We start from the raw sequence: 17,058 nt of genomic DNA, 5'->3' as shown, positions 1-17,058 counted from the left end.
GTCAGGCTCCGCTCGGCTCGTCCTCGGCGGGTGCCGAGGACGTCTCGGTCTCGGGGTCGGCCGGCTGGGGCTCATCATCCTCGTCGAGGGGTTCGAACAGCCCTGCCGGCGGGGTCACGACGACGCGCCCGCCGGCCACGTCCACTTCGGGGACGATGGCGGCGACGAACGGGACGAGGATCTCGTCGCCCGACCCGGCGGGCTGCACGATGAGCAGATCCTGTGCCGGGAGGTGATCGACACGGACGACGCGACCGACGCGGACACCGTCACGCACGACGTCGAGTCCGACCAGCTGGTGATCGAACCAGGCATCGTCCTCGTCGGGTGCGCTCTCGTCCTGGTCGATCCAGAGGATCGCGCGGACGATCGACTCGGCGCCCGTGCGGTCGTCGATGTCGTCGAAGAAGACGACGGGGTGCGAGTTCATCCACCGGAACTCGCGAACGGTCACGGTCTTGCCGTGCCACGGCGATGCCTCGGGCACCTGCAGAGTGAAGACGGCGCCGGGGACGAAGCGTCCGTCCGGGTCGTCGGTGTAGAGCTCGAGCTTGAGGGCGCCCTTCAGGCCATGGGCCTTGACGAGGCGCCCGACCCGCAACTGCGTGCGGGCGGGTTCGGCCGCGGACATCTCAGTCGTCCGCGACGTCGACGCGCACGCGGGCGCCGTCGGCGAGAGCGGACACGAGGGTGCGCAGGGCCTTCGCGGTGCGACCGCCGCGCCCGATCACCCGACCTCGATCGTCGGGGTGCACGCGCACCTCGAGGATGTCGCCTCGCGGCGACGTGGAGGAACGGACGACGACATCATCGGGGTGATCGACGATCCCCTTGACGATGTGCTCGAGCGCGGCGGACAGCAACGCGATTACTCTGCGTCGGTCTGCTCGGCGTCGGCCGCGGGGGCCTCGGCGTCGGCAGAGTCGGCGGCGGGGGCGTCGGCCTTCTTCTCGACCTTGGGCTTGATGACCGACTTCTTGGCCGAGTCCACCTGGAACTCTTCCTTGTCGCCCGCGACCTTGACGGTCGAGACGGCGTCCTTGTCGCCCTTGAACTTGCCCCAGTCGCCCGTGAGCTTCAGCAGCGCGGCGACCTGCTCGGTCGGCTGCGCGCCGACCGAGAGCCAGTACTGCGCACGGTCGGAGTCGACCTTGATGATCGAGGGCTCCTCGGTCGGGTGGTACTGACCGATCTCCTCGATGACACGACCGTCGCGCTTGGTGCGCGAGTCGGCGACGACGATGCGGTAGTAGGGCGCGCGAATCTTGCCGAGGCGCTTGAGACGGATCTTGACAGCCACAATTCTCCTGATTGGTGTGGAAAGTGATGAACGTCGCCTGGAGCGTGGGGTGCACACCCGGCGGAAGCTCTGCGGTGGACCCGCGCCGCTGGATAGAGGGTCGAGCGGGTGGTCCAACGGTCTATTTTGCCAGATTGTGTCGGATGCCGCGAACCGAGCGCTTCGCCGTGTCGCACGCATGCCAGACTGACGCCATGACGGTGACCTTCGCGACCTCCGCGCGCTCCTCCGTGGGCCTGGAGTGGGAGCTCATGCTGGCCGACCGCACGACGGGTGATCTCGTCGGCCGCGCGCCCGAGATCCTGCCCGAACTCGAGCAGAGCACCGAACTCGAACGGTTCACCGTCACCGGGGAGCTGCTCACCAACACGATCGAGGTGACGAGCGGGATCGGCGACACCGTGGCATCCGCCGTCGACGACATCGGCGACGCGATCGCGCAGGTGCGCGCTCTGACCTCGCCCCGCGAGATCGAACTGCTATGCGCCGGCAGCCACCCCTTCGCGCAGTGGTACGACCAGCACGTGACCGACAAGACCCGGTACCACAAGCTCATCGAGCGCACCCAGTGGTGGGGGCGGAACATGATGATCTGGGGCATCCATGTGCACGTCGGCGTCGAGGACGTCCGCAAGGTCTTCCCCATCATCGGCGCCCTCAGCACGTATCTCCCCCATCTGCAGGCCCTGTCTGCGTCGAGCCCGTTCTGGGCCGGCGAGCGCACCGGATACGCATCCAATCGCGCGCTCGTATTCCAGCAGCTGCCGACGGCCGGTCTCCCCTGGCCGCTCATGGACTGGGCGCAGTACGAGTCCTACCTCGACGACATGGTGCGCACGGGGGTCATGGAGGATGCCACCGAGGTGCGCTGGGACATCCGTCCGGCCCCGCGCTGGGGGACGATCGAGGTGCGCGCCTGCGACGGGATGTCGACTCTGCCGGAGCTCGCCGCTGTCGCGGCGCTCGTGCAGGTGCTCGTCGAGCACTTCTCGCGCGAGCTCGACGAAGGACGCGAGCTGCGCGCGCTGCAGCCGTGGTTCGCCCGCGAGAACAAGTGGCGCGCCGCGCGGTACGGCACCGCGGCGCGCGTCGTCGTCGACCCCGAGGGCACGCAGCGACCCGTCGCCGAGCACCTGCGCGAGACCATCGAGATGCTCGCCCCCGTCGCCGAGGACCTGCACTGCGCACGCGAACTCGCCGGAGTGAACCGGATCCTCGACGAAGGCGGCAGCTCGACCCGGCAGCTGCTCGTCGCGGATGCCTCCGACGGCGACCTGCGCGAGGTCGTGCACCATCTCATCCGCGAATTCCGCGGCGGTCCGACGCTGCGCGATCACCTCCGCGACCTCGCGATGAACGGCGACTCCGCAGGCACGCCGTAGCTCTCGGCGGAGTCCTAAGGTTGCTCGCGTAGTGTCCGCTGCATGCCACGACCGTCTCGACGAGCCGCGCACCGCACAGATCGCGCGGGCCGTCTGCGCGCGATCCGCCTTGCCGCGCTCGGCGTGCCGGCTCTCGCCGCCGCCGCGCTCGTGACCTCGGCCTGCACCCCCTCGAACGCCGACGCGGGGCCGCAGGCCCCCGCGTTCGCCGTCGCCTCCCCGACCCCCAACCCGACCTCGAAGTGGGCCAACCGGCTGCGCATCGTCACCGTCGGGGACTCGCTGATGTCCGGCTACGGACTCGATCTCGGCCAGGCCTGGCCGACGCTCCTCGCCGACAAGACCCATGTGACCCTCACGAACCTCGCCTGCGGGGGAATGGGCTTCGTCGTCTCGGGCGACTGCGGCACGCCGTACTCCGGCCTCGTGCCGGCGCTCGCGGCACTGCAGCCGGACATCGTGATCGTGCAGTCCTCGAGCAACGACTTCGGTGAAGACCCGGATGATGTGCGAGCCGGCACTCTCACCACGGTGCAGGAGATGCGCAACGCCGTACCGCACGCCGTGATCGTGGGCCTCAGCACCATCTGGAACGACGACGCCGACGTTCCCGACGAGGTGGAGAGCACCTCCGAGGATCTGCAGAGCGCGATCTCCGACGTCGACGGCACGTTCATCGACGTCGGACAGCCGCTGCAGGGGCATCCGGCGTGGATGCAGGAGGACGACGTGCACCCCACGCCACGCGGACAGCAGGCGATCGAAGAGACGGTCCACGCGAAGCTCAGCGACGCGCACATCCTGCACTGACGGGCGTCAGGCCGGGCAGCGTCCACCCGTGCCCCCGAGCGGCGCGGCGGGGATCAGCCCTTGCCGAAGAGCTTCTGGATCTCGGCGAGGTCCGCCTCGCTCGGCTGCGGCGCACCGGCGCCCGCACCCAGGCCGAAGCCCGATCCGGTCGGCGCGCTCTGCGCGGCGGCGGCGAGTCCCGCGTTCTCCGCGGCGCGCTTGGCGGGGTTGCCCGAACGCGAGCCGCTCCCCGCCTTCTTCTTGTTCCCGCGCTTGCTCGACGCCCCCGGCTTGCCCCCGAGCGAACCCATGCCCGGGATCGAGGGCACGCCGCCGCGCGCGACGGTCTTCATCATCTTCGCGGCCTGATCGAAGCGCTGGACGAGCTGGTTCACGTCGGTGACGGTCATGCCCGAGCCGCGTGCGATGCGCAGGCGCCGCGAGCCGTTGAGGATCTTGGGGTTCCGACGCTCGACGGGGGTCATCGACCGGATGATCGCCTCGGTGCGATCGATTTCCTTGTCGTCGAAGTTCTCGAGCTGCTGCTTCATCTGGCCCATGCCCGGGAGCATCCCGAGCATCTTCTTCATCGAGCCCATCTTCTTCATCTGCTGCAGCTGGTCGAGGAAGTCCTCCAGCGTGAACGCCTCGTTGGCGAGCTTCTCGGCGACCTTGCGGGCCTCGTCCTCGTCGAAGGCCTGCTGCGCCTGCTCGATGAGGGTGAGGATGTCACCCAGGTCGAGGATGCGGCTCGCCATGCGGTCGGGGTGGAAGGCCTCGAGGTCGTCGAGCCCCTCACCGGTCGAGGCGAAGATGATGGGTCGCCCGGTGACGGATGCCACGGACAGCGCCGCACCGCCGCGCGCATCGCCGTCGAGCTTGGAGAGCACGACACCTGTGAAATCGACGCCGTCCTGGAACGCCTTCGCGGTGTTGACGGCGTCCTGGCCGATCATCGCGTCGATGACGAAGAGCACCTCGTCGGGGTCGACAGCCCGGCGGATGTCGGCGGCCTGCGTCATCAGCTCGGCGTCGACGCCGAGGCGGCCCGCCGTGTCGATGATGACGATGTCGTGCTGCTGACGGCGCGCGGCCTCGACGCCGTCGCGGGCGACCTGCACGGGGTCTCCCACGCCGTTGCCGGGCTCGGGAGCGTAGATGGCGGCACCGGCCTGCTGGGCGACGACCTGCAGCTGGTTGACGGCGTTGGGGCGCTGCAGGTCGCACGCGACCAGGAGCGGGGTGTGCCCGTCCTTCTCGAGCTGCTTGGCGAGCTTGCCGGCGAAGGTCGTCTTGCCCGAGCCTTGAAGCCCGGCGAGCATGATGACCGTCGGCGGGTTCTTGGCGAACTGCAGACGGCGCTGCTGGCCGCCGAGGATCGCGACGAGCTCCTCGTTGACGATCTGCACGACCTGCTGGGCAGGGTTCAGCGCCTTGTTGACTTCGTCACCGAGCGCGCGCTCGCGCACTTTCGCCGTGAAGTCCTTGACGACGAGCAGCGCGACGTCGGCATCCAGAAGCGCGCGGCGGATCTCGCGGACGGTGCCGTCGACGTCGGCGGGCGTGAGCTTGCCCTTCGTGCGGAGGTTGCGGAAGGTCTCTGTGAGCCGGTCGGAGAGGGTGCCGAAAGTCGCCATGATCCCCCGATTCTACGGGAGCGCACTCCCGCCCGAGCGCGACGTCGCTCCTCCGTCGCCGAGCGTGACGGCGGCGGCATCCAGCGCCTCCTCCAGGATCGGCGCGACAGGCCCTCCCCCGGCGCCGGCGTGCGCCCACGCCTCGATGGCGGCGAGCACCGCACCGGCGTGAGCGGCGCCCGCGACCTCGGCGCGAAGCGTCGACATCCCCGCGACGCGCAGTCTGTGGGCGATGGCCACAGCGATCCGCGAGCGGCGGAGGGCGGCTTCGCGCTCGATCTCGTCGCCGAGGCCCATCGCCTCGGCATGCACGATCGCCAGCGCGAGACTGTCGGGCGCGAATCCCGCACCGAGATCGCGCACCGCGGCTGTGACGGATGCCACGGCATCCGCCACGGCATCGTTCGCGAGGCGCTCGACGAGTGCGGCGATGCGCGAGTCGAGTCCCGCCCAGAGCACGTCGGACTTGGAGGTGAAGTAGTTGAAGAAGCTGGAGCGGCTGACGCCGGCGCGGCGCGTGATGTCGGCGACCGTCGTGCCCGCGAATCCCTGCTCGAGGAAGAGTTCGCAGGCTGCCTCGGCGATCGTGTCGCGCGAGGTGGCGCGCGGCCGGCCGGTGCTCATCCCGACACTGTAGCGAGGCGTATTGTTGGACGCGGTACAACAATCGATTCGGAGGAGCGGCATGCTCGACGTGCAGACGGTGGGCCTCGCCCCCGACCTGATCCCCTACACCGACGCCTGGGCGCTCCAGCGCGAGATCCATGCCGAGGTCGTCTCGGGCGTGCGCCCGGACACCCTGCTGCTGCTCGAGCACGAGCCGGTCTTCACCGCAGGCGCGCGCACGGCGCGCCACGAACGCCCCACCGACGGCACCCCTGTCGTCGACGTCGACCGGGGCGGCAAGATCACCTGGCACGGTCCGGGCCAGCTCGTCGGTTACCCGATCGTGCGGCTGACCGAGCCGATGGACGTCGTCGCGCACGTGCGCCGTCTCGAGCAGATCCTCATCGATGTGCTCGCCGGGCTCGGAGTCAACGGGTACCGGGTCGAGGGACGCAGCGGCGTGTGGGTACGCCGACCGCTGTCCGAAGACAAGATCGCCGCCATCGGCGTGCGTGTCCAGCGCGGCGTGACGATGCACGGCTTCGCCCTCAACTGCGACAACTCGCTGCTGCCGTTCTCGCAGATCGTCCCCTGCGGGATCTCGGATGCCGGCGTCACGACGATCAGCGAGGTGCTCGGGCGCGACGTCACTCCCGCCGACGTGCACGATGCCGTGGCGGACGCGTTCCGGGCATCCTTCGGGGCGACGGCGGAGATCGCGGCATGAGCGCCTGCGGAACAGGCGCCCCCCACAGCACCGCCTCCTGCGGAACAGGCGCGTCCAGCAGCGCCGGCGCGTGCGGCGTGACGCCCAGCGGCGAGTCCGGGCCGGCCAACGCGCCGGCGGGACGCAAGCTGCTGCGACTCGAGGTCCGCAACGCCGAGACCCCGATCGAGCGGAAGCCCTCGTGGATCAAGACGAAGGCGAAGATGGGGCCGGAGTACCAGGCCCTGCAGTCGCTCGTGAAGGGCGAGGGCCTGCACACGGTCTGCCAGGAGGCGGGCTGCCCCAACATCTACGAGTGCTGGGAGGACCGCGAGGCGACCTTCCTCATCGGTGGGTCGCAGTGCACCCGACGGTGCGACTTCTGCCAGATCGACACCGGTAAACCGGCCGACTACGACACGGACGAGCCGCGTCGCGTCGCCGACAGTGTGCGCCGGATGCAGCTGCGCTACGCCACGGTGACGTGCGTCGCCCGCGACGACCTGCCCGACGGCGGTGCGTGGCTGAACGCGGAGACGATCCGACAGATCCACGAGGTGAACCCCGGCACCGGTGTGGAACTGCTGGCGACCGACTTCAACGGCGACCCGACACTGCTGGGCGAGGTGTTCGACGCCCGCCCCGAGGTGTTCGCGCACAACGTCGAGACGGTGCCGCGCATCTTCAAGCGCATCCGCCCCGCGTTCCGGTACGAGCGCTCGCTCGACGTGCTGACCCAGGCGCGCACCGCGGGACTCATCACCAAGTCGAACCTCATCCTCGGCATGGGAGAAGAGCCCGAAGAGGTCGTCCAGGCGCTGCACGACCTGCACGACGCGGGCACGGACATCATCACGATCACGCAGTATCTGCGCCCGACCCCGCGCCACCTGCCGGTGGCTCGATGGGTGAAGCCCGACGAGTTCGTCGCCTTCAAGGAGGAGGCCGAGCGGATCGGGTTCTTGGGAGTTCTCGCCGGACCGCTCGTGCGCTCGTCCTACCGTGCCGGACGCCTGTGGGCACAGTCGATGGCGTCGAAGGGCCGCGACCTGCCCGCCCACCTCGCCCACCTGGGCCAGGACGCCGAGTTCGCTCAGGCCGTCTGACCCGCGCCGCGCCTGCAGCGCTCTCGCTCCGCTGCGACGTCTCACCGTTCCGAGTCCCCGCGAAACCTCGCGTATGTCACGAAAAACGCCCCGAAAGCGTACATACGCGAGGTTTCGCGGGGACTCCGGTGCGATCCTGCGCAGACGAGGGATCAGCCGCGGGGCAGCAGGCCGCGCTCGAGCGCGAGGGTGACGGCACGGGTGCGACTGTCGACGCCGAGCTTGTCGTAGATCCGCAGCAGGTGCGTCTTGACGGTCGATTCCCCGATGCCGAGGCGCGCCGCGATCTGCTTGTTGGCATCGCCCGCCGCGACGCGCGCCAGCACCTGCGTCTCGCGCGTCGTGAGGACGGATGCCTCGGGCTCGGGCCGCAGCATCCGTTCGACGAGGCGCGCGGCGACGGCCGGCGACAGCGCGGTCTGCCCGGCATGAACGGCACGGATCCCGGCGACGATCTCCGCCTGGGGCGCGGCCTTCAACAGGTATCCGCTCGCGCCCGCCTCGATCGCCGCGAGGATCTGGTCGTCGGACTCGTACGTCGTGAGGACGAGCACTCGGGGGCGGGCACTCCCGGCACGTTCGGCGACGATGCGTGCGGTCGCGGTCACTCCGTCGACAGAGGGCATCCGCAGATCCATGAGCACGACGTCCGGAGATGCCTCGACCGCCACACGCACCGCCTCGTCGCCATCGGCGGCCTCTCCGACGACGACGAATCCCGGCTCGTCGGAGAGCAGACCCGCCAGCCCCGCCCGCACAACCGGGTGATCGTCGACGACGAGCACCCGGATCATCGAGCACGCCCGATCGTCATCGATGCGGCAGGCAGCGCCACGCTCAGCGTCGTGCCGGAACCCGGGGCCGAGCGCACCTCGAGCACGCCGTTGGCGAGCGCCACCCGGTCGCGCATGCCCTCGAGGCCGTAGCCGACGGTACCGGCATCCCTGTCGAAACCGCGGCCGTCGTCCTGCACGACGAGTCGCACGACGCCGTCCTCGTCACGGGAAACGTCGATCACGACCCGGTCGGCGTGCGCGTGCCGCCGGACGTTCGAGAGCGCCTCCTGCAGGCAGCGCAGGATGACGACCTGTCGGTCGCGGTCGAGCCCGACGACATCGCGCGGGGAGCGGACGAGGATCTCCAGGCCCGTGTCATCCCGAAAACGCGCCACGAGCCGCTCGATCGCTGCTTCGAGCGCGTCGTCGCTCGGGACCGCGGCCGTGCGGGCGACCAGAGCGCGCGCCTCATCGAGGGCCTCGCGGGCCACGGATTCGAGCCGCGCCGTGGTCGATGCCGCCCCGGAGCTGTCGCCTTGCCGAGAGCGGCGCCCCGCCTGCTCGGCGAGGATCACGAGGCCCGCCAACGTCTGGGCCAGAGTGTCGTGGATCTCCCGGGCGATACGCTCCCGCTCGTCGCTCATCCCCTTGTCACGATGGAGGGCCGCGACCTCGTGTTGCGCGGACGTGAGCTCGTCGACCAGACGCGCGCGCTCCTCGCCGTACTCCGCGGTCGAGGTGATCCACCACCCCATCACGATCGCGAAGGCCACGGAGAGCACGGCGATGGTGCCCGCGTCCCGCAGAACGTCGCCGCTCCAGCCGAGCCCGCCGACGGTGCCGGCGAACATCCCCACACCCACGGCGCACGAGCCCACGACGCCCGCCCGGATGCGCGGGCTGATCATCCACACGAGCGGGTAGCCGATCACCTGCATCGTGGCGAGCGAGGGCGACCCCCACGTCATGACGCCGAACGACACAGCGATGACCGCCACGATCCATCCCGCTCGGGGCCCGGTGGGGGCGGCGAGCATGGGTCGAGCACACACGTACGCGATCAGCAAGAGCGCGAGTCCGCTCAGCGCGACCACGATCCCTCCGCGGTCTCCGCCTCCGACGACGATCGCGATGCCCAGCAGCATGGCCGCCGCGACCGCAATGTCGACCCAGAGGCGTCTGATCATTCTTTCATCCTGCCCTCACCGGATGCGGGCGCGGATGCGGATCACCGCGAGAGCCGTGAAGACGAGCACCATCGACGCCAGCACGGCCGCGGCGACCCACACCGGCACGATGCCACCACCGAACGTCAGATCGATGCCGTAGACACGGGCGAGATCGGATGTCGCAGGGGATGCTCCCCTCGTCAGCGCCTCGAGCGGAGCGGCGGCGAACTCGCGCCGCACGAGCATCGCGGACTGCGCGAACGGCAGAACGGCGACCCCGTCGCGCACGGTGTCGGGCAGAGCACCGAGCGGGATGTACGCACCCGCGACGAACCCGGTGAGTGTGCCCACCAGCGTCGACAGACCGGAGAACGCACCTGTGGTGGGCAGGAACGACACGACGAAGGCCCAGAGAGCCGTGTAGGCGGCGACCGAGAGCGCGGTCCACCCCACGATGACCGAGAGCGAACCGGCATCCGGCACCGTTCGGCCGGTCGCCGCGAGATAGGCGACCGCTACCGCCAGCACGAGAAGCGTCATGACGAGTCCGACGACGAAGGCGGAACCGAGGTAGCCGAGCACCAGCTGCGCGCGCCGCACCGGCGAGACGAGGAAGTCGCGGAAGCGTCCCGATGCGGCATCCTCGACGAACACCGACAGCGCGGCGAGCGGGGTTGTGACCGCTGCGACGGCCACCACCCCCGCGAACATCCACGCGTCGACGAAATCGCGCGCCTGCCCTCGGTCGACGCCCGGCAGAGACGCGAGGGAGTCGACCTGCGTCTGCCCCAGGAACAGCGAGTAGAGGAGGAACACGACCATGGCGCCGGTGAGGGCTAAGAACACCCCGAGCGGGTCACGGGCGAACAGCCGCAGGTTCCGGCCGGCGTAGGCCATGACGGTCCTCATCGGGCGTTCCCCTCGACTGCGTCGGCGGCTCGCCCGGTGAGCGCGAGGAACACGTCGTCCATCCGGCCGTGCCGGAACTCGAAGTCGAGGATGCCGTCACCGCGCTCGGTCAGGATGCGTCGAGCCTCGGCGGCGTCCGCAACGACGATCCGCTCGCTACCGGCGGCGGTCATCAGAGTGAGGATGCTCGAGCTGTAGCGGGCGCGCAGATCGTTCGGAGTCCCCTGGGCGATGATCCGACCGCGATCGATGATGCAGACCCGGTCGGCCTGCTCGGTCTCCTCGAGATAGTGCGTCGTCAGGAAGACGGTGAGACCGATCCGTTCGCGCAATTCGTGCACCGTGCGCCAGACGGCCTGACGGCTGGCCGGGTCGAGGCCGGTCGTCGGTTCGTCGAGGAAGACGATCTCGGGGTCGTGCAACAGCGCCCGTGCGATGTCGGCGCGGCGCCGCTGCCCGCCCGAGAGGCGCCCGTAGCGGCGGTCCACGAACTCGCCCAGATCGACCAGGTCGGTGAGGCTCGCGATCCGCTCGCGGATGAGCGCGGTCGAGCCGAGGTACGGCCGGGCTCGCACGGTCAAGTTCTCGCGCACGGTGAGGGCGGCATCCAGCAGAGAGTCTTGGAAGACGACTCCGATCGATCGTCGCACCGCGTCGCCGTCGGCACGGGCGTCGCGCCCCGCCACCGTCAGCGACCCGGCATCCGGCTCGATCACCGTCGTGAGCGCACCGATCGTCGTCGACTTGCCGGCGCCGTTCGTGCCGAGGAAGGCGAAGACCTCGCCGGGCGACACGTCGAAGCTCACGTCGTCGACGGCGGTGACGTCGCCGTATCTCTTGGTCAGCCCCCGCACGATGGTGGGGGCGCTCGCTGTCGTGGCCATGGTTCCACGATGGTGCCGTGGCGATGCGCGGCGGCACCCGTCATCCGGTGACCCTGGGTCCTTCATTCGGTGGACCCGTACCCCGCGCCGCGGCATCCGCCACCCCGCGAAACCTCGCGTATGTCACGCAAAACACCGAAAAGGCGTACAGAAGCGAGGTTTCGCGGGGGCTCCGGTGCGGGATCGAGTCGGGCGCGTCAGTCGGCGCTGGTGACCGACTGCACCGCGCCGTCGCTGGCGAGGTTCACGAGGAGGACGTCGTCGGTGGCATCCGCGTCGAGGGCGTACTCGAGCACGGCGAAAGGATCCGTGCCGCCGTGCTCGTCCGCGAGGATCGTCATGCTCACCAGCTGCAGCGAACGGATGATGTCGATGTGCACGTCGCCTGAGATGTCGACGAGGATGTCCGGCAGATCCTCGCCGAACTGCTCCTGCTGCTGCAGAAGGTACTCCGTCACCTCGCTGGTGCGGTCGTCGAGTTCCGAGACCATCGCGTTGCGCGCGGTCAGATCGATCTCCTCGAGTGCCGAGATCATTCCCGCGGCGACGTCGAGCGCGGCCTGCGACACGTCGTCCTGATCGGGCGCGGTGAGATCGACGGTGACGCGCTGGTCCGCGAAATCGACCGTCTCGGACCAGAAGATCGACCCGTCGGGGCCGGACTCGAGAAGGCCGAAGTAGTCGTGCTCGATCGCCATGGCCTTATGCAACCATCCTCGCCGCCCGAACGCGACCCCGGGGCGGCATGTCGCCGTCTCAGTCGACGAGGGCGGCGGCGAACACGTGCGGCGTGAAGCCGGTCAGGTCGCCGATCCCCTCGCCCTGGCCGAGGAGCTTGACCGGGATGCCGGTGCGCTCCTGCACCGCGAGGACGAAACCGCCCTTTGCCGACCCGTCGAGCTTCGTGAGGACGAGGCCGGTCACTCCGGCGTGCTCGAGGAACGCCTCGGCCTGCATCACGCCGTTCTGTCCGGTCGTGGCATCCAACACCAGCAGCACTTCGCTGATGGGCGCCTGCTTCTCGATGACGCGCCGGATCTTCGTCAGCTCGTCCATGAGGCCGCCCTTGGTGTGCAGGCGTCCCGCGGTGTCGACGAGCACGATCTCGGTGCCCGTCTGCTTGGCGTAGTCGATCGTCTGATAGGCGACGGATGCCGGGTCCTGACCCTCGTGCTGGGGGCGGACGATCGTCGCTCCCCCGCGCTCGGCCCACGTCGCGAGCTGGTCGACGGCGGCAGCGCGGAACGTGTCGGCGGCACCGACGACGACCGAGCGCCCGTAGCGCTGCAGGAACTTGGCGAACTTGCCGATGGTGGTCGTCTTGCCGACGCCGTTGACCCCGACCACCAGCACCACAGCGGGCCTCTCGGTGAGGCGGAGCGTCGTGTCGAACTTGGCGAAGTGCTCTTCCAGGGTCTCCTTGAGCATCCGCTGCAGGTCGCGCGGATCGGTCGTGCGGTAACGGTCGACCTTCTCGCGCAGCTCGTCGACGATCCGCTCGGTGACGTCGGGACCGAAGTCCGCGGTCAGCAGTGCGGTCTCCAGATCGTCCCAGGTCGTCTCGTCGATCGTGGGCTTGACGAACAGGCCGCGCAGCGCGCGACCGAGCGACCAGGAGTTCTCCGCCATCACCCCAGACTATCGGCGCGCGGCGGTGCGGAGTGCGAGGCTCAGACGGCGTCGCGCTCGCGCACGCGCTGACCGACGACGGCCGACACGCCGTCCTGGCGCATGGAAACGCCGTAGAGCGCGTCAGCGATCTCCATCGTGCGCTTCTGGTGCGTGATGACGATCAGCTGGCTCGACGCGCGCAGCTGCTCGAAGACACCGAGCAGGCGTCCGAGGTTCGCGTCGTCGAGCGCCGCTTCGACCTCGTCGAGGATGTAGAACGGGCTCGGGCGCGCTTTGAAGATCGCGGTGAGCAGCGCGACGGCGGCGAGAGAGCGCTCGCCGCCCGACAGCAGCGACAGGCGTTCGATCTTCTTGCCGACGGGTCGCACGGCCACCTCGATGCCCGTCGTCAGGGGATGGTCGGGGTCGGTCAGCGAGATGCTGCCCGCACCGCCCGGGAACAGGATCGGGAACACCTCTCCGAAGGCGGTCTTCGTGTCTTCGAACGCCGCGAGGAAGATCGTCTGCATGCGTTCGTCGAGCTCGCCGATGATCGTCTCGAGGTCGGCGCGCGTCTGCACCAGGTCGGCGAGCTGTTCGGTGAGGAACGCGTGCCGCTGTTCGAGCGCGGCGAACTCCTCCAGGGCGAGCGGGTTCACCCGGCCGAGCTGGGCGAGCGTGCGCTCGGCGTCCTGCAGCCGACGGCGGCCCGCGACCGGATCGAAGAACCGCGGCTGATCATCGTCGCCGGGAACCGGCTGGTCGGGGCCGTATTCCGAAACGAGAATATTCTCGTCGAGGCTGAGCTCGGATGCCACCCGCTCGAGCAGACTCGTGACGTGCAGACGCTTCTCGTGCATCTGCAACTCGAGCCCGTGCACGCTCTCGGTGACGCCCGCGAGACGCTCGCGCACCGCGGCATCCCGCGTGCGCAGCTCTCCGAGCTCGGCAGTGAGGGCCGTCCGCGTCTGCTCCGCGAGCTGCAACTCGACGCGCGCCTGCGAGACCGAGCGATCGACCGAATCGAGCAGCGGGGGCAACGTCGCGGCCACCTCTGCGGCGATCTCACGCTGTGCGCGCCGGATGACGGCACGGCGGGCCGCTTCGGCGGCGGCGGCACGCTCCCGCTCGCGCTGACGCACGAGCTGGTCGACGCGGGCCTCGCCGGCGCGCACGCGCTCCTTGAGGGTCTCCACGTCGAGCCGGGCCCGCATCTCGGCATCCCGCGCCTGTTCGAGGTCGGCGAGCAGGCCGCCTCGCGCGGAGGCGTCGAGGATCGGACGGGGCATCTCCTGCGCCGAGGTCAGCGCCTCCTCCGCCGTCCGCGTCGCGGCTTCGGCGTCGACGACCTGCGCCTGCGCCTGCGCCACGCCCGCGTGGAGCCGGTCGCACTCCGCGACGGCGGCTTCGTGGCGCACCGTCGCACGGTTGACCTTCTCGGTGTGCGCGGCGAGTGCGGCATCGTGCTCGCGCAGCTGCTGGAGCGTCTCCCGCGTCCGGGCGCGGGCCGCGTCCCAGCTCTGCTGGGCCTCGGCGAGCGCTTCGCGCAACGAGTCCGCCACGACGCGGATCTCGGCGAGACGCTCGGTGGCGGCATCGCGCTCCGCCGCCAGCTCCAGGCGAGAGCGGCCGCCGCCCGACCCGGCTCGAATGGTGAACACCGTGGCGGTCTCGCCCCCGCGGGTGACGATCGTGGCGCGTCCTCCCGCGGCGAGGATCGATGCCCGGGCAGCGGGGATGTCATCGAGCGTCTCGACGATCACGACGTCGGAGAGGATGCCGAGGATGCCCTCGGGGGCGGTCACGACCTCTCGGGCCGCGGTGGCTCCGGCGGCGTGCGCCGGGGCGATCATGACGGCGGCGTCACTCGCGGCGATCGCGATGTCCACCGACCCGAGATCGCTGTCTCGGGCCGTCCGCGCGAGGGCGACGGCCTCGTCGACGTCGTCCACGAGGACGCCTTCGGCGAGGGCGCCCAGGGCGGCGGCGATGGCCGCCTCGTAGCCGGGCGTGACCTTGACGGCGTCGCCGACGAGTCCGCGGATGCCCGGGCCGCCCTGCTCGATGAGTCCGGCTGCCGCATTTCGCACATCGAGTGCGCGGCCGAGGGCCGCCGCCTGGGCAGTCAGCGATTCGATCTCTCGCTCGGTGGCGTGCAGTCGCTCGCGCAGCGACGCCACGTCGCTCTCGGCGGCGGTGGCGTCGCGCTGCGCACGCTCGTAGGCGGCGGTGTGCTCCGCCGACGACCCCACGGGAGCGAGCTCCGGGTCGACGTCGGCCAGGTCGGCTTCCGCCGCCGTCCTCCGCGCACGAGCGGCGTCGAGGGCACGCTGCTGCCGTTCGAGGCCGGCCCGCAGAGCGTCGAGCCGAGAGCCCGCTGCCTCCGCTGCGCCGCGCAGCGTGGTGAGGCGCATGTCGTGCGCCGAGACGAGCGCGCTCTGGGCGGCGATGTCGGCGTCGAGGGCGTCGAGCTCCGCCCGTGCGCGGATGACATCGCGTCCGGCGGCCGCCGCGGCATCCTGCGCATCGTCGAGCCCGGACGCGATCTCGTCGATCTCGGTGCGGGCGTCGTCGATCGTGGCCTGGGTCACGGTCGAGACCTCGAGGGAGAGCGTGCCGTCGTCCTCGAGTAGGGCGAGCCTCTGGCCGGCGAGCGTGTACAGACCGCGTAGGCGCTCCTGCACCCGTTCGAGTGCGAAGGCGACTCCCCGGGCGCCGTCGACCGCTTCGCTGCGCTGCTGGCGTTCGAGATCGTCGATGCGCTGCTTCAGCTGATCCGCTTCGTCCTGCAGGACGAGTCGCTCGGCGTGACGCTCCTGCTCACCGCGTGCGTGGTCGGCCAGCTGCGTGCGCAAGCCCACCAGCTCGTGGGCGTACAGTCGCGCTTTCGCGTCGCGGACGACAGCCGCGATCGTCGCGGCCTCGCGTGCGATCTCGGCCTGCTTGCCGAGTGGCTTGAGCTGGCGCCGCAGCTCGCCGGCGAGGTCGCTGAGGCGCGTGAGGTTCGCCTGCATCGCCTCGAGCTTGCGCAGGGTCTTCTCCTTGCGGCGACGGTGCTTGAGAATACCGGCCGCTTCTTCGATGAAGCCACGGCGATCCTCCGGGCTCGCCTGCAGCACGCTGTCGAGCCGCCCCTGCCCGACGATGACGTGCATCTCGCGTCCGAGACCGGAATCGCTGAGCAGTTCCTGCACGTCGAGCAGGCGGCAACTCTCGCCGTTGATCGCATACTCGCTCGTGCCGTTGCGAAACAGCGTGCGGCTGATCGTGACTTCGCTGTACTCGATCGGCAGCGCGCCATCGGAGTTGTCGATGGTCAGCTGCACCTCGGCGCGACCGAGGGGCCCGCGGGTGGACGTCCCCGCGAAGATGACGTCCTCCATCTTGCCGCCGCGGAGGGTCTTCGCCCCCTGCTCGCCCATGACCCACGCGAGCGCGTCGACGACGTTCGACTTGCCCGAGCCGTTGGGACCGACGATGCAGGTGACGCCGGGTTCGAGCGCGAAAACGGTCGGCTGCGCGAACGACTTGAAGCCCTTGAGCGTCAGGCTCTTCAAGTGCATTCGCGATCCTCCGGCGGCTGGGTATCGTCCCCACGCTAGCGGACGGTCTTCGAAGGTCGGGCTTGACGCGCGACACGCGCGGCCGCTAGGGTCCTAGATCGCGTCAGAAGTCGAGAAAGGAGGTCCCGAAATGATGATCATCGACAGCATCTTGGCCGTCGGAGCGTTCGCTCCCACTCGTGCGTACACGGGGCCGATCTCCTTCGCCACGCCCGTCGGCCGCTGACAGGCCCGCACGAACCCCCGGCATCCGCTGCATCACGGCCCACGCGTCGACGTCGGCCGTGACCGACAGACATCCTGTTGCGCTTCGCGCACGGTGACTGTCCGCTCCTCGAGAACGGCGTCCGCCCGACGATCGGCCTCGTGTCCGCGGCCCGGCCCGCACGCCGACGCCCCGCCCCGTCCTCCCCGAGAGACTTCTCCACCCCACCGAAAGAGCATCACCATGCACACCTCCACGTCGTCCTTCGACGCGACCGACCAGGAACAGCGCCGCATCCGCATCGCCCAGCGCGAGCGCCTGCAGCGCGAACAGGACTGGCAGCGGCTGCTGCAGCTGCGCCCGTTCCTGTGATCCGCCACCCGGGCGGGTGTCGCTTCGACGCCCGCCCGGGTCA

Annotated in this window: 17 protein-coding genes; 5 read left to right on the top strand and 12 right to left on the bottom strand. The window is 70.0% G+C overall.

Translation table 11 applies throughout. The features are described from left to right. Position 1: 1 nt before the first annotated feature. From rimM to rpsP, 3 genes are read right to left on the bottom strand one after another with little or no spacing between them, the layout of a single operon-like run. Positions 2–631, bottom strand: a complete 630-nt coding sequence (gene rimM, locus JOE64_RS06215; RefSeq protein WP_204963451.1) for a ribosome maturation factor RimM — start codon at positions 629–631, stop codon at positions 2–4. Between the two features lies 1 nt (position 632). After that, on the bottom strand, positions 633–863 hold the full coding sequence (locus JOE64_RS06210; RefSeq protein ID WP_204963450.1) for an RNA-binding protein: 231 nt from the start codon (positions 861–863) through the stop codon (positions 633–635). 5 nt (positions 864–868) lie between these two features. After that, on the bottom strand, positions 869–1,300 hold the full coding sequence (gene rpsP / locus JOE64_RS06205) for a 30S ribosomal protein S16 (RefSeq protein ID WP_204963449.1): 432 nt from the start codon (positions 1,298–1,300) through the stop codon (positions 869–871). A gap of 194 nt (positions 1,301–1,494) precedes the next feature. On the opposite strand from rpsP, the gene JOE64_RS06200 reads away from it, so the two are divergent. Then, positions 1,495–2,682 carry a glutamate--cysteine ligase gene (locus JOE64_RS06200; protein ID WP_204963448.1) on the top strand — a complete coding sequence of 396 codons (1,188 nt, stop codon included), beginning with the start codon at positions 1,495–1,497 and terminating at the stop codon, positions 2,680–2,682. Between the two features lie 42 nt (positions 2,683–2,724). After that, entirely contained in the window at positions 2,725–3,492 is a 768-nt protein-coding gene (locus JOE64_RS06195) for an SGNH/GDSL hydrolase family protein (protein WP_204963447.1), read from the top strand. A 53-nt stretch (positions 3,493–3,545) separates the two neighbouring features. Here JOE64_RS06195 and ffh read toward each other — a convergent pair whose 3' ends face one another. Both ffh and JOE64_RS06185 read right to left on the bottom strand, forming a co-directional pair. Beyond that, positions 3,546–5,108 carry a signal recognition particle protein gene (ffh, locus tag JOE64_RS06190; RefSeq protein WP_204963446.1) on the bottom strand — a complete coding sequence of 521 codons (1,563 nt, stop codon included), beginning with the start codon at positions 5,106–5,108 and terminating at the stop codon, positions 3,546–3,548. Between the two features lie 12 nt (positions 5,109–5,120). Next, on the bottom strand, positions 5,121–5,732 hold the full coding sequence (locus tag JOE64_RS06185) for a TetR/AcrR family transcriptional regulator (protein ID WP_204963445.1): 612 nt from the start codon (positions 5,730–5,732) through the stop codon (positions 5,121–5,123). A gap of 46 nt (positions 5,733–5,778) precedes the next feature. Here JOE64_RS06185 and lipB point away from each other — a divergent pair, with 46 nt between their 5' ends. Next, positions 5,779–6,441 (top strand): lipoyl(octanoyl) transferase LipB, encoded by a 663-nt coding sequence (gene lipB / locus JOE64_RS06180; RefSeq protein ID WP_271202569.1) that lies wholly within the window; start codon positions 5,779–5,781, stop codon positions 6,439–6,441. A gap of 128 nt (positions 6,442–6,569) precedes the next feature. Then, a complete protein-coding gene (lipA, locus tag JOE64_RS06175; protein ID WP_239531993.1) occupies positions 6,570–7,526 on the top strand; it encodes a lipoyl synthase in 957 nt (318 codons plus the stop codon). Positions 7,527–7,678: 152 nt separating this feature from the next. On the opposite strand, the gene JOE64_RS06170 is transcribed toward lipA, so the two are convergent. The 7 genes from JOE64_RS06170 to smc form a co-directional block, all read right to left on the bottom strand. Next, the gene (locus JOE64_RS06170) at positions 7,679–8,320 is read right to left on the bottom strand and encodes a response regulator (RefSeq protein ID WP_204963442.1); all 642 of its coding nucleotides are present in this window, start codon (positions 8,318–8,320) and stop codon (positions 7,679–7,681) included. Continuing rightward, positions 8,317–9,489: a sensor histidine kinase gene (locus JOE64_RS06165; protein WP_204963441.1), complete on the bottom strand. Its 1,173-nt coding sequence runs from the start codon at positions 9,487–9,489 to the stop codon at positions 8,317–8,319. The genes JOE64_RS06170 and JOE64_RS06165 overlap by 4 nt, the downstream gene beginning before the upstream one ends. 15 nt (positions 9,490–9,504) lie before the next feature. Next, positions 9,505–10,380, bottom strand: coding sequence for an ABC transporter permease (locus tag JOE64_RS06160; RefSeq protein WP_204963440.1), 876 nt, complete (start codon positions 10,378–10,380; stop codon positions 9,505–9,507). Then, complete coding sequence (locus JOE64_RS06155; protein ID WP_204963439.1) at positions 10,377–11,264, bottom strand: ABC transporter ATP-binding protein; 888 nt, start codon at positions 11,262–11,264, stop codon at positions 10,377–10,379. Before JOE64_RS06155 ends, JOE64_RS06160 begins: the two co-directional genes overlap by 4 nt. Before the next feature lie 197 nt (positions 11,265–11,461). Continuing rightward, positions 11,462–11,962, bottom strand: coding sequence for a DUF2004 domain-containing protein (locus JOE64_RS06150; protein WP_204963438.1), 501 nt, complete (start codon positions 11,960–11,962; stop codon positions 11,462–11,464). Between the two features lie 58 nt (positions 11,963–12,020). Continuing rightward, positions 12,021–12,893, bottom strand: coding sequence for a signal recognition particle-docking protein FtsY (ftsY, locus tag JOE64_RS06145; RefSeq protein ID WP_204963437.1), 873 nt, complete (start codon positions 12,891–12,893; stop codon positions 12,021–12,023). A 41-nt stretch (positions 12,894–12,934) separates the two neighbouring features. Next, positions 12,935–16,438, bottom strand: coding sequence for a chromosome segregation protein SMC (gene smc / locus JOE64_RS06140; protein ID WP_204963436.1), 3,504 nt, complete (start codon positions 16,436–16,438; stop codon positions 12,935–12,937). Between the two features lie 448 nt (positions 16,439–16,886). On the opposite strand from smc, the gene JOE64_RS14685 reads away from it, so the two are divergent. Further along, positions 16,887–17,015, top strand: a complete 129-nt coding sequence (locus JOE64_RS14685; RefSeq protein WP_271202557.1) for a hypothetical protein — start codon at positions 16,887–16,889, stop codon at positions 17,013–17,015. Positions 17,016–17,058: the final 43 nt, after the last annotated feature.

The sequence above is a fragment of the Microbacterium dextranolyticum genome, assembly GCF_016907295.1.
In the GTDB taxonomy this organism is placed as follows: Bacteria; Actinomycetota; Actinomycetes; order Actinomycetales; family Microbacteriaceae; genus Microbacterium; species Microbacterium dextranolyticum.
This window is presented reverse-complemented; position numbering and strand designations above follow the sequence as displayed.

Excerpts from the sequence above, each read along its gene's own strand:
- rimM (WP_204963451.1), bottom strand. The coding sequence starts at position 631 with ATGTCCGCGGCCGAACCCGCCCGCACGCAGTTGCGGGTCGGGCGCCTC.
- JOE64_RS06200 (WP_204963448.1), top strand. The coding sequence starts at position 1,495 with ATGACGGTGACCTTCGCGACCTCCGCGCGCTCCTCCGTGGGCCTGGAG.
- JOE64_RS06195 (WP_204963447.1), top strand. The coding sequence starts at position 2,725 with ATGCCACGACCGTCTCGACGAGCCGCGCACCGCACAGATCGCGCGGGC.
- ffh (WP_204963446.1), bottom strand. The coding sequence starts at position 5,108 with ATGGCGACTTTCGGCACCCTCTCCGACCGGCTCACAGAGACCTTCCGC.
- JOE64_RS06185 (WP_204963445.1), bottom strand. The coding sequence starts at position 5,732 with ATGAGCACCGGCCGGCCGCGCGCCACCTCGCGCGACACGATCGCCGAG.
- JOE64_RS06170 (WP_204963442.1), bottom strand. The coding sequence starts at position 8,320 with ATGATCCGGGTGCTCGTCGTCGACGATCACCCGGTTGTGCGGGCGGGG.
- JOE64_RS06165 (WP_204963441.1), bottom strand. The coding sequence starts at position 9,489 with ATGATCAGACGCCTCTGGGTCGACATTGCGGTCGCGGCGGCCATGCTG.
- JOE64_RS06160 (WP_204963440.1), bottom strand. The coding sequence starts at position 10,380 with ATGAGGACCGTCATGGCCTACGCCGGCCGGAACCTGCGGCTGTTCGCC.
- JOE64_RS06155 (WP_204963439.1), bottom strand. The coding sequence starts at position 11,264 with ATGGCCACGACAGCGAGCGCCCCCACCATCGTGCGGGGGCTGACCAAG.
- JOE64_RS06150 (WP_204963438.1), bottom strand. The coding sequence starts at position 11,962 with ATGGCGATCGAGCACGACTACTTCGGCCTTCTCGAGTCCGGCCCCGAC.
- ftsY (WP_204963437.1), bottom strand. The coding sequence starts at position 12,893 with ATGGCGGAGAACTCCTGGTCGCTCGGTCGCGCGCTGCGCGGCCTGTTC.
- smc (WP_204963436.1), bottom strand. The coding sequence starts at position 16,438 with ATGCACTTGAAGAGCCTGACGCTCAAGGGCTTCAAGTCGTTCGCGCAG.
- JOE64_RS14685 (WP_271202557.1), top strand. The coding sequence starts at position 16,887 with ATGCACACCTCCACGTCGTCCTTCGACGCGACCGACCAGGAACAGCGC.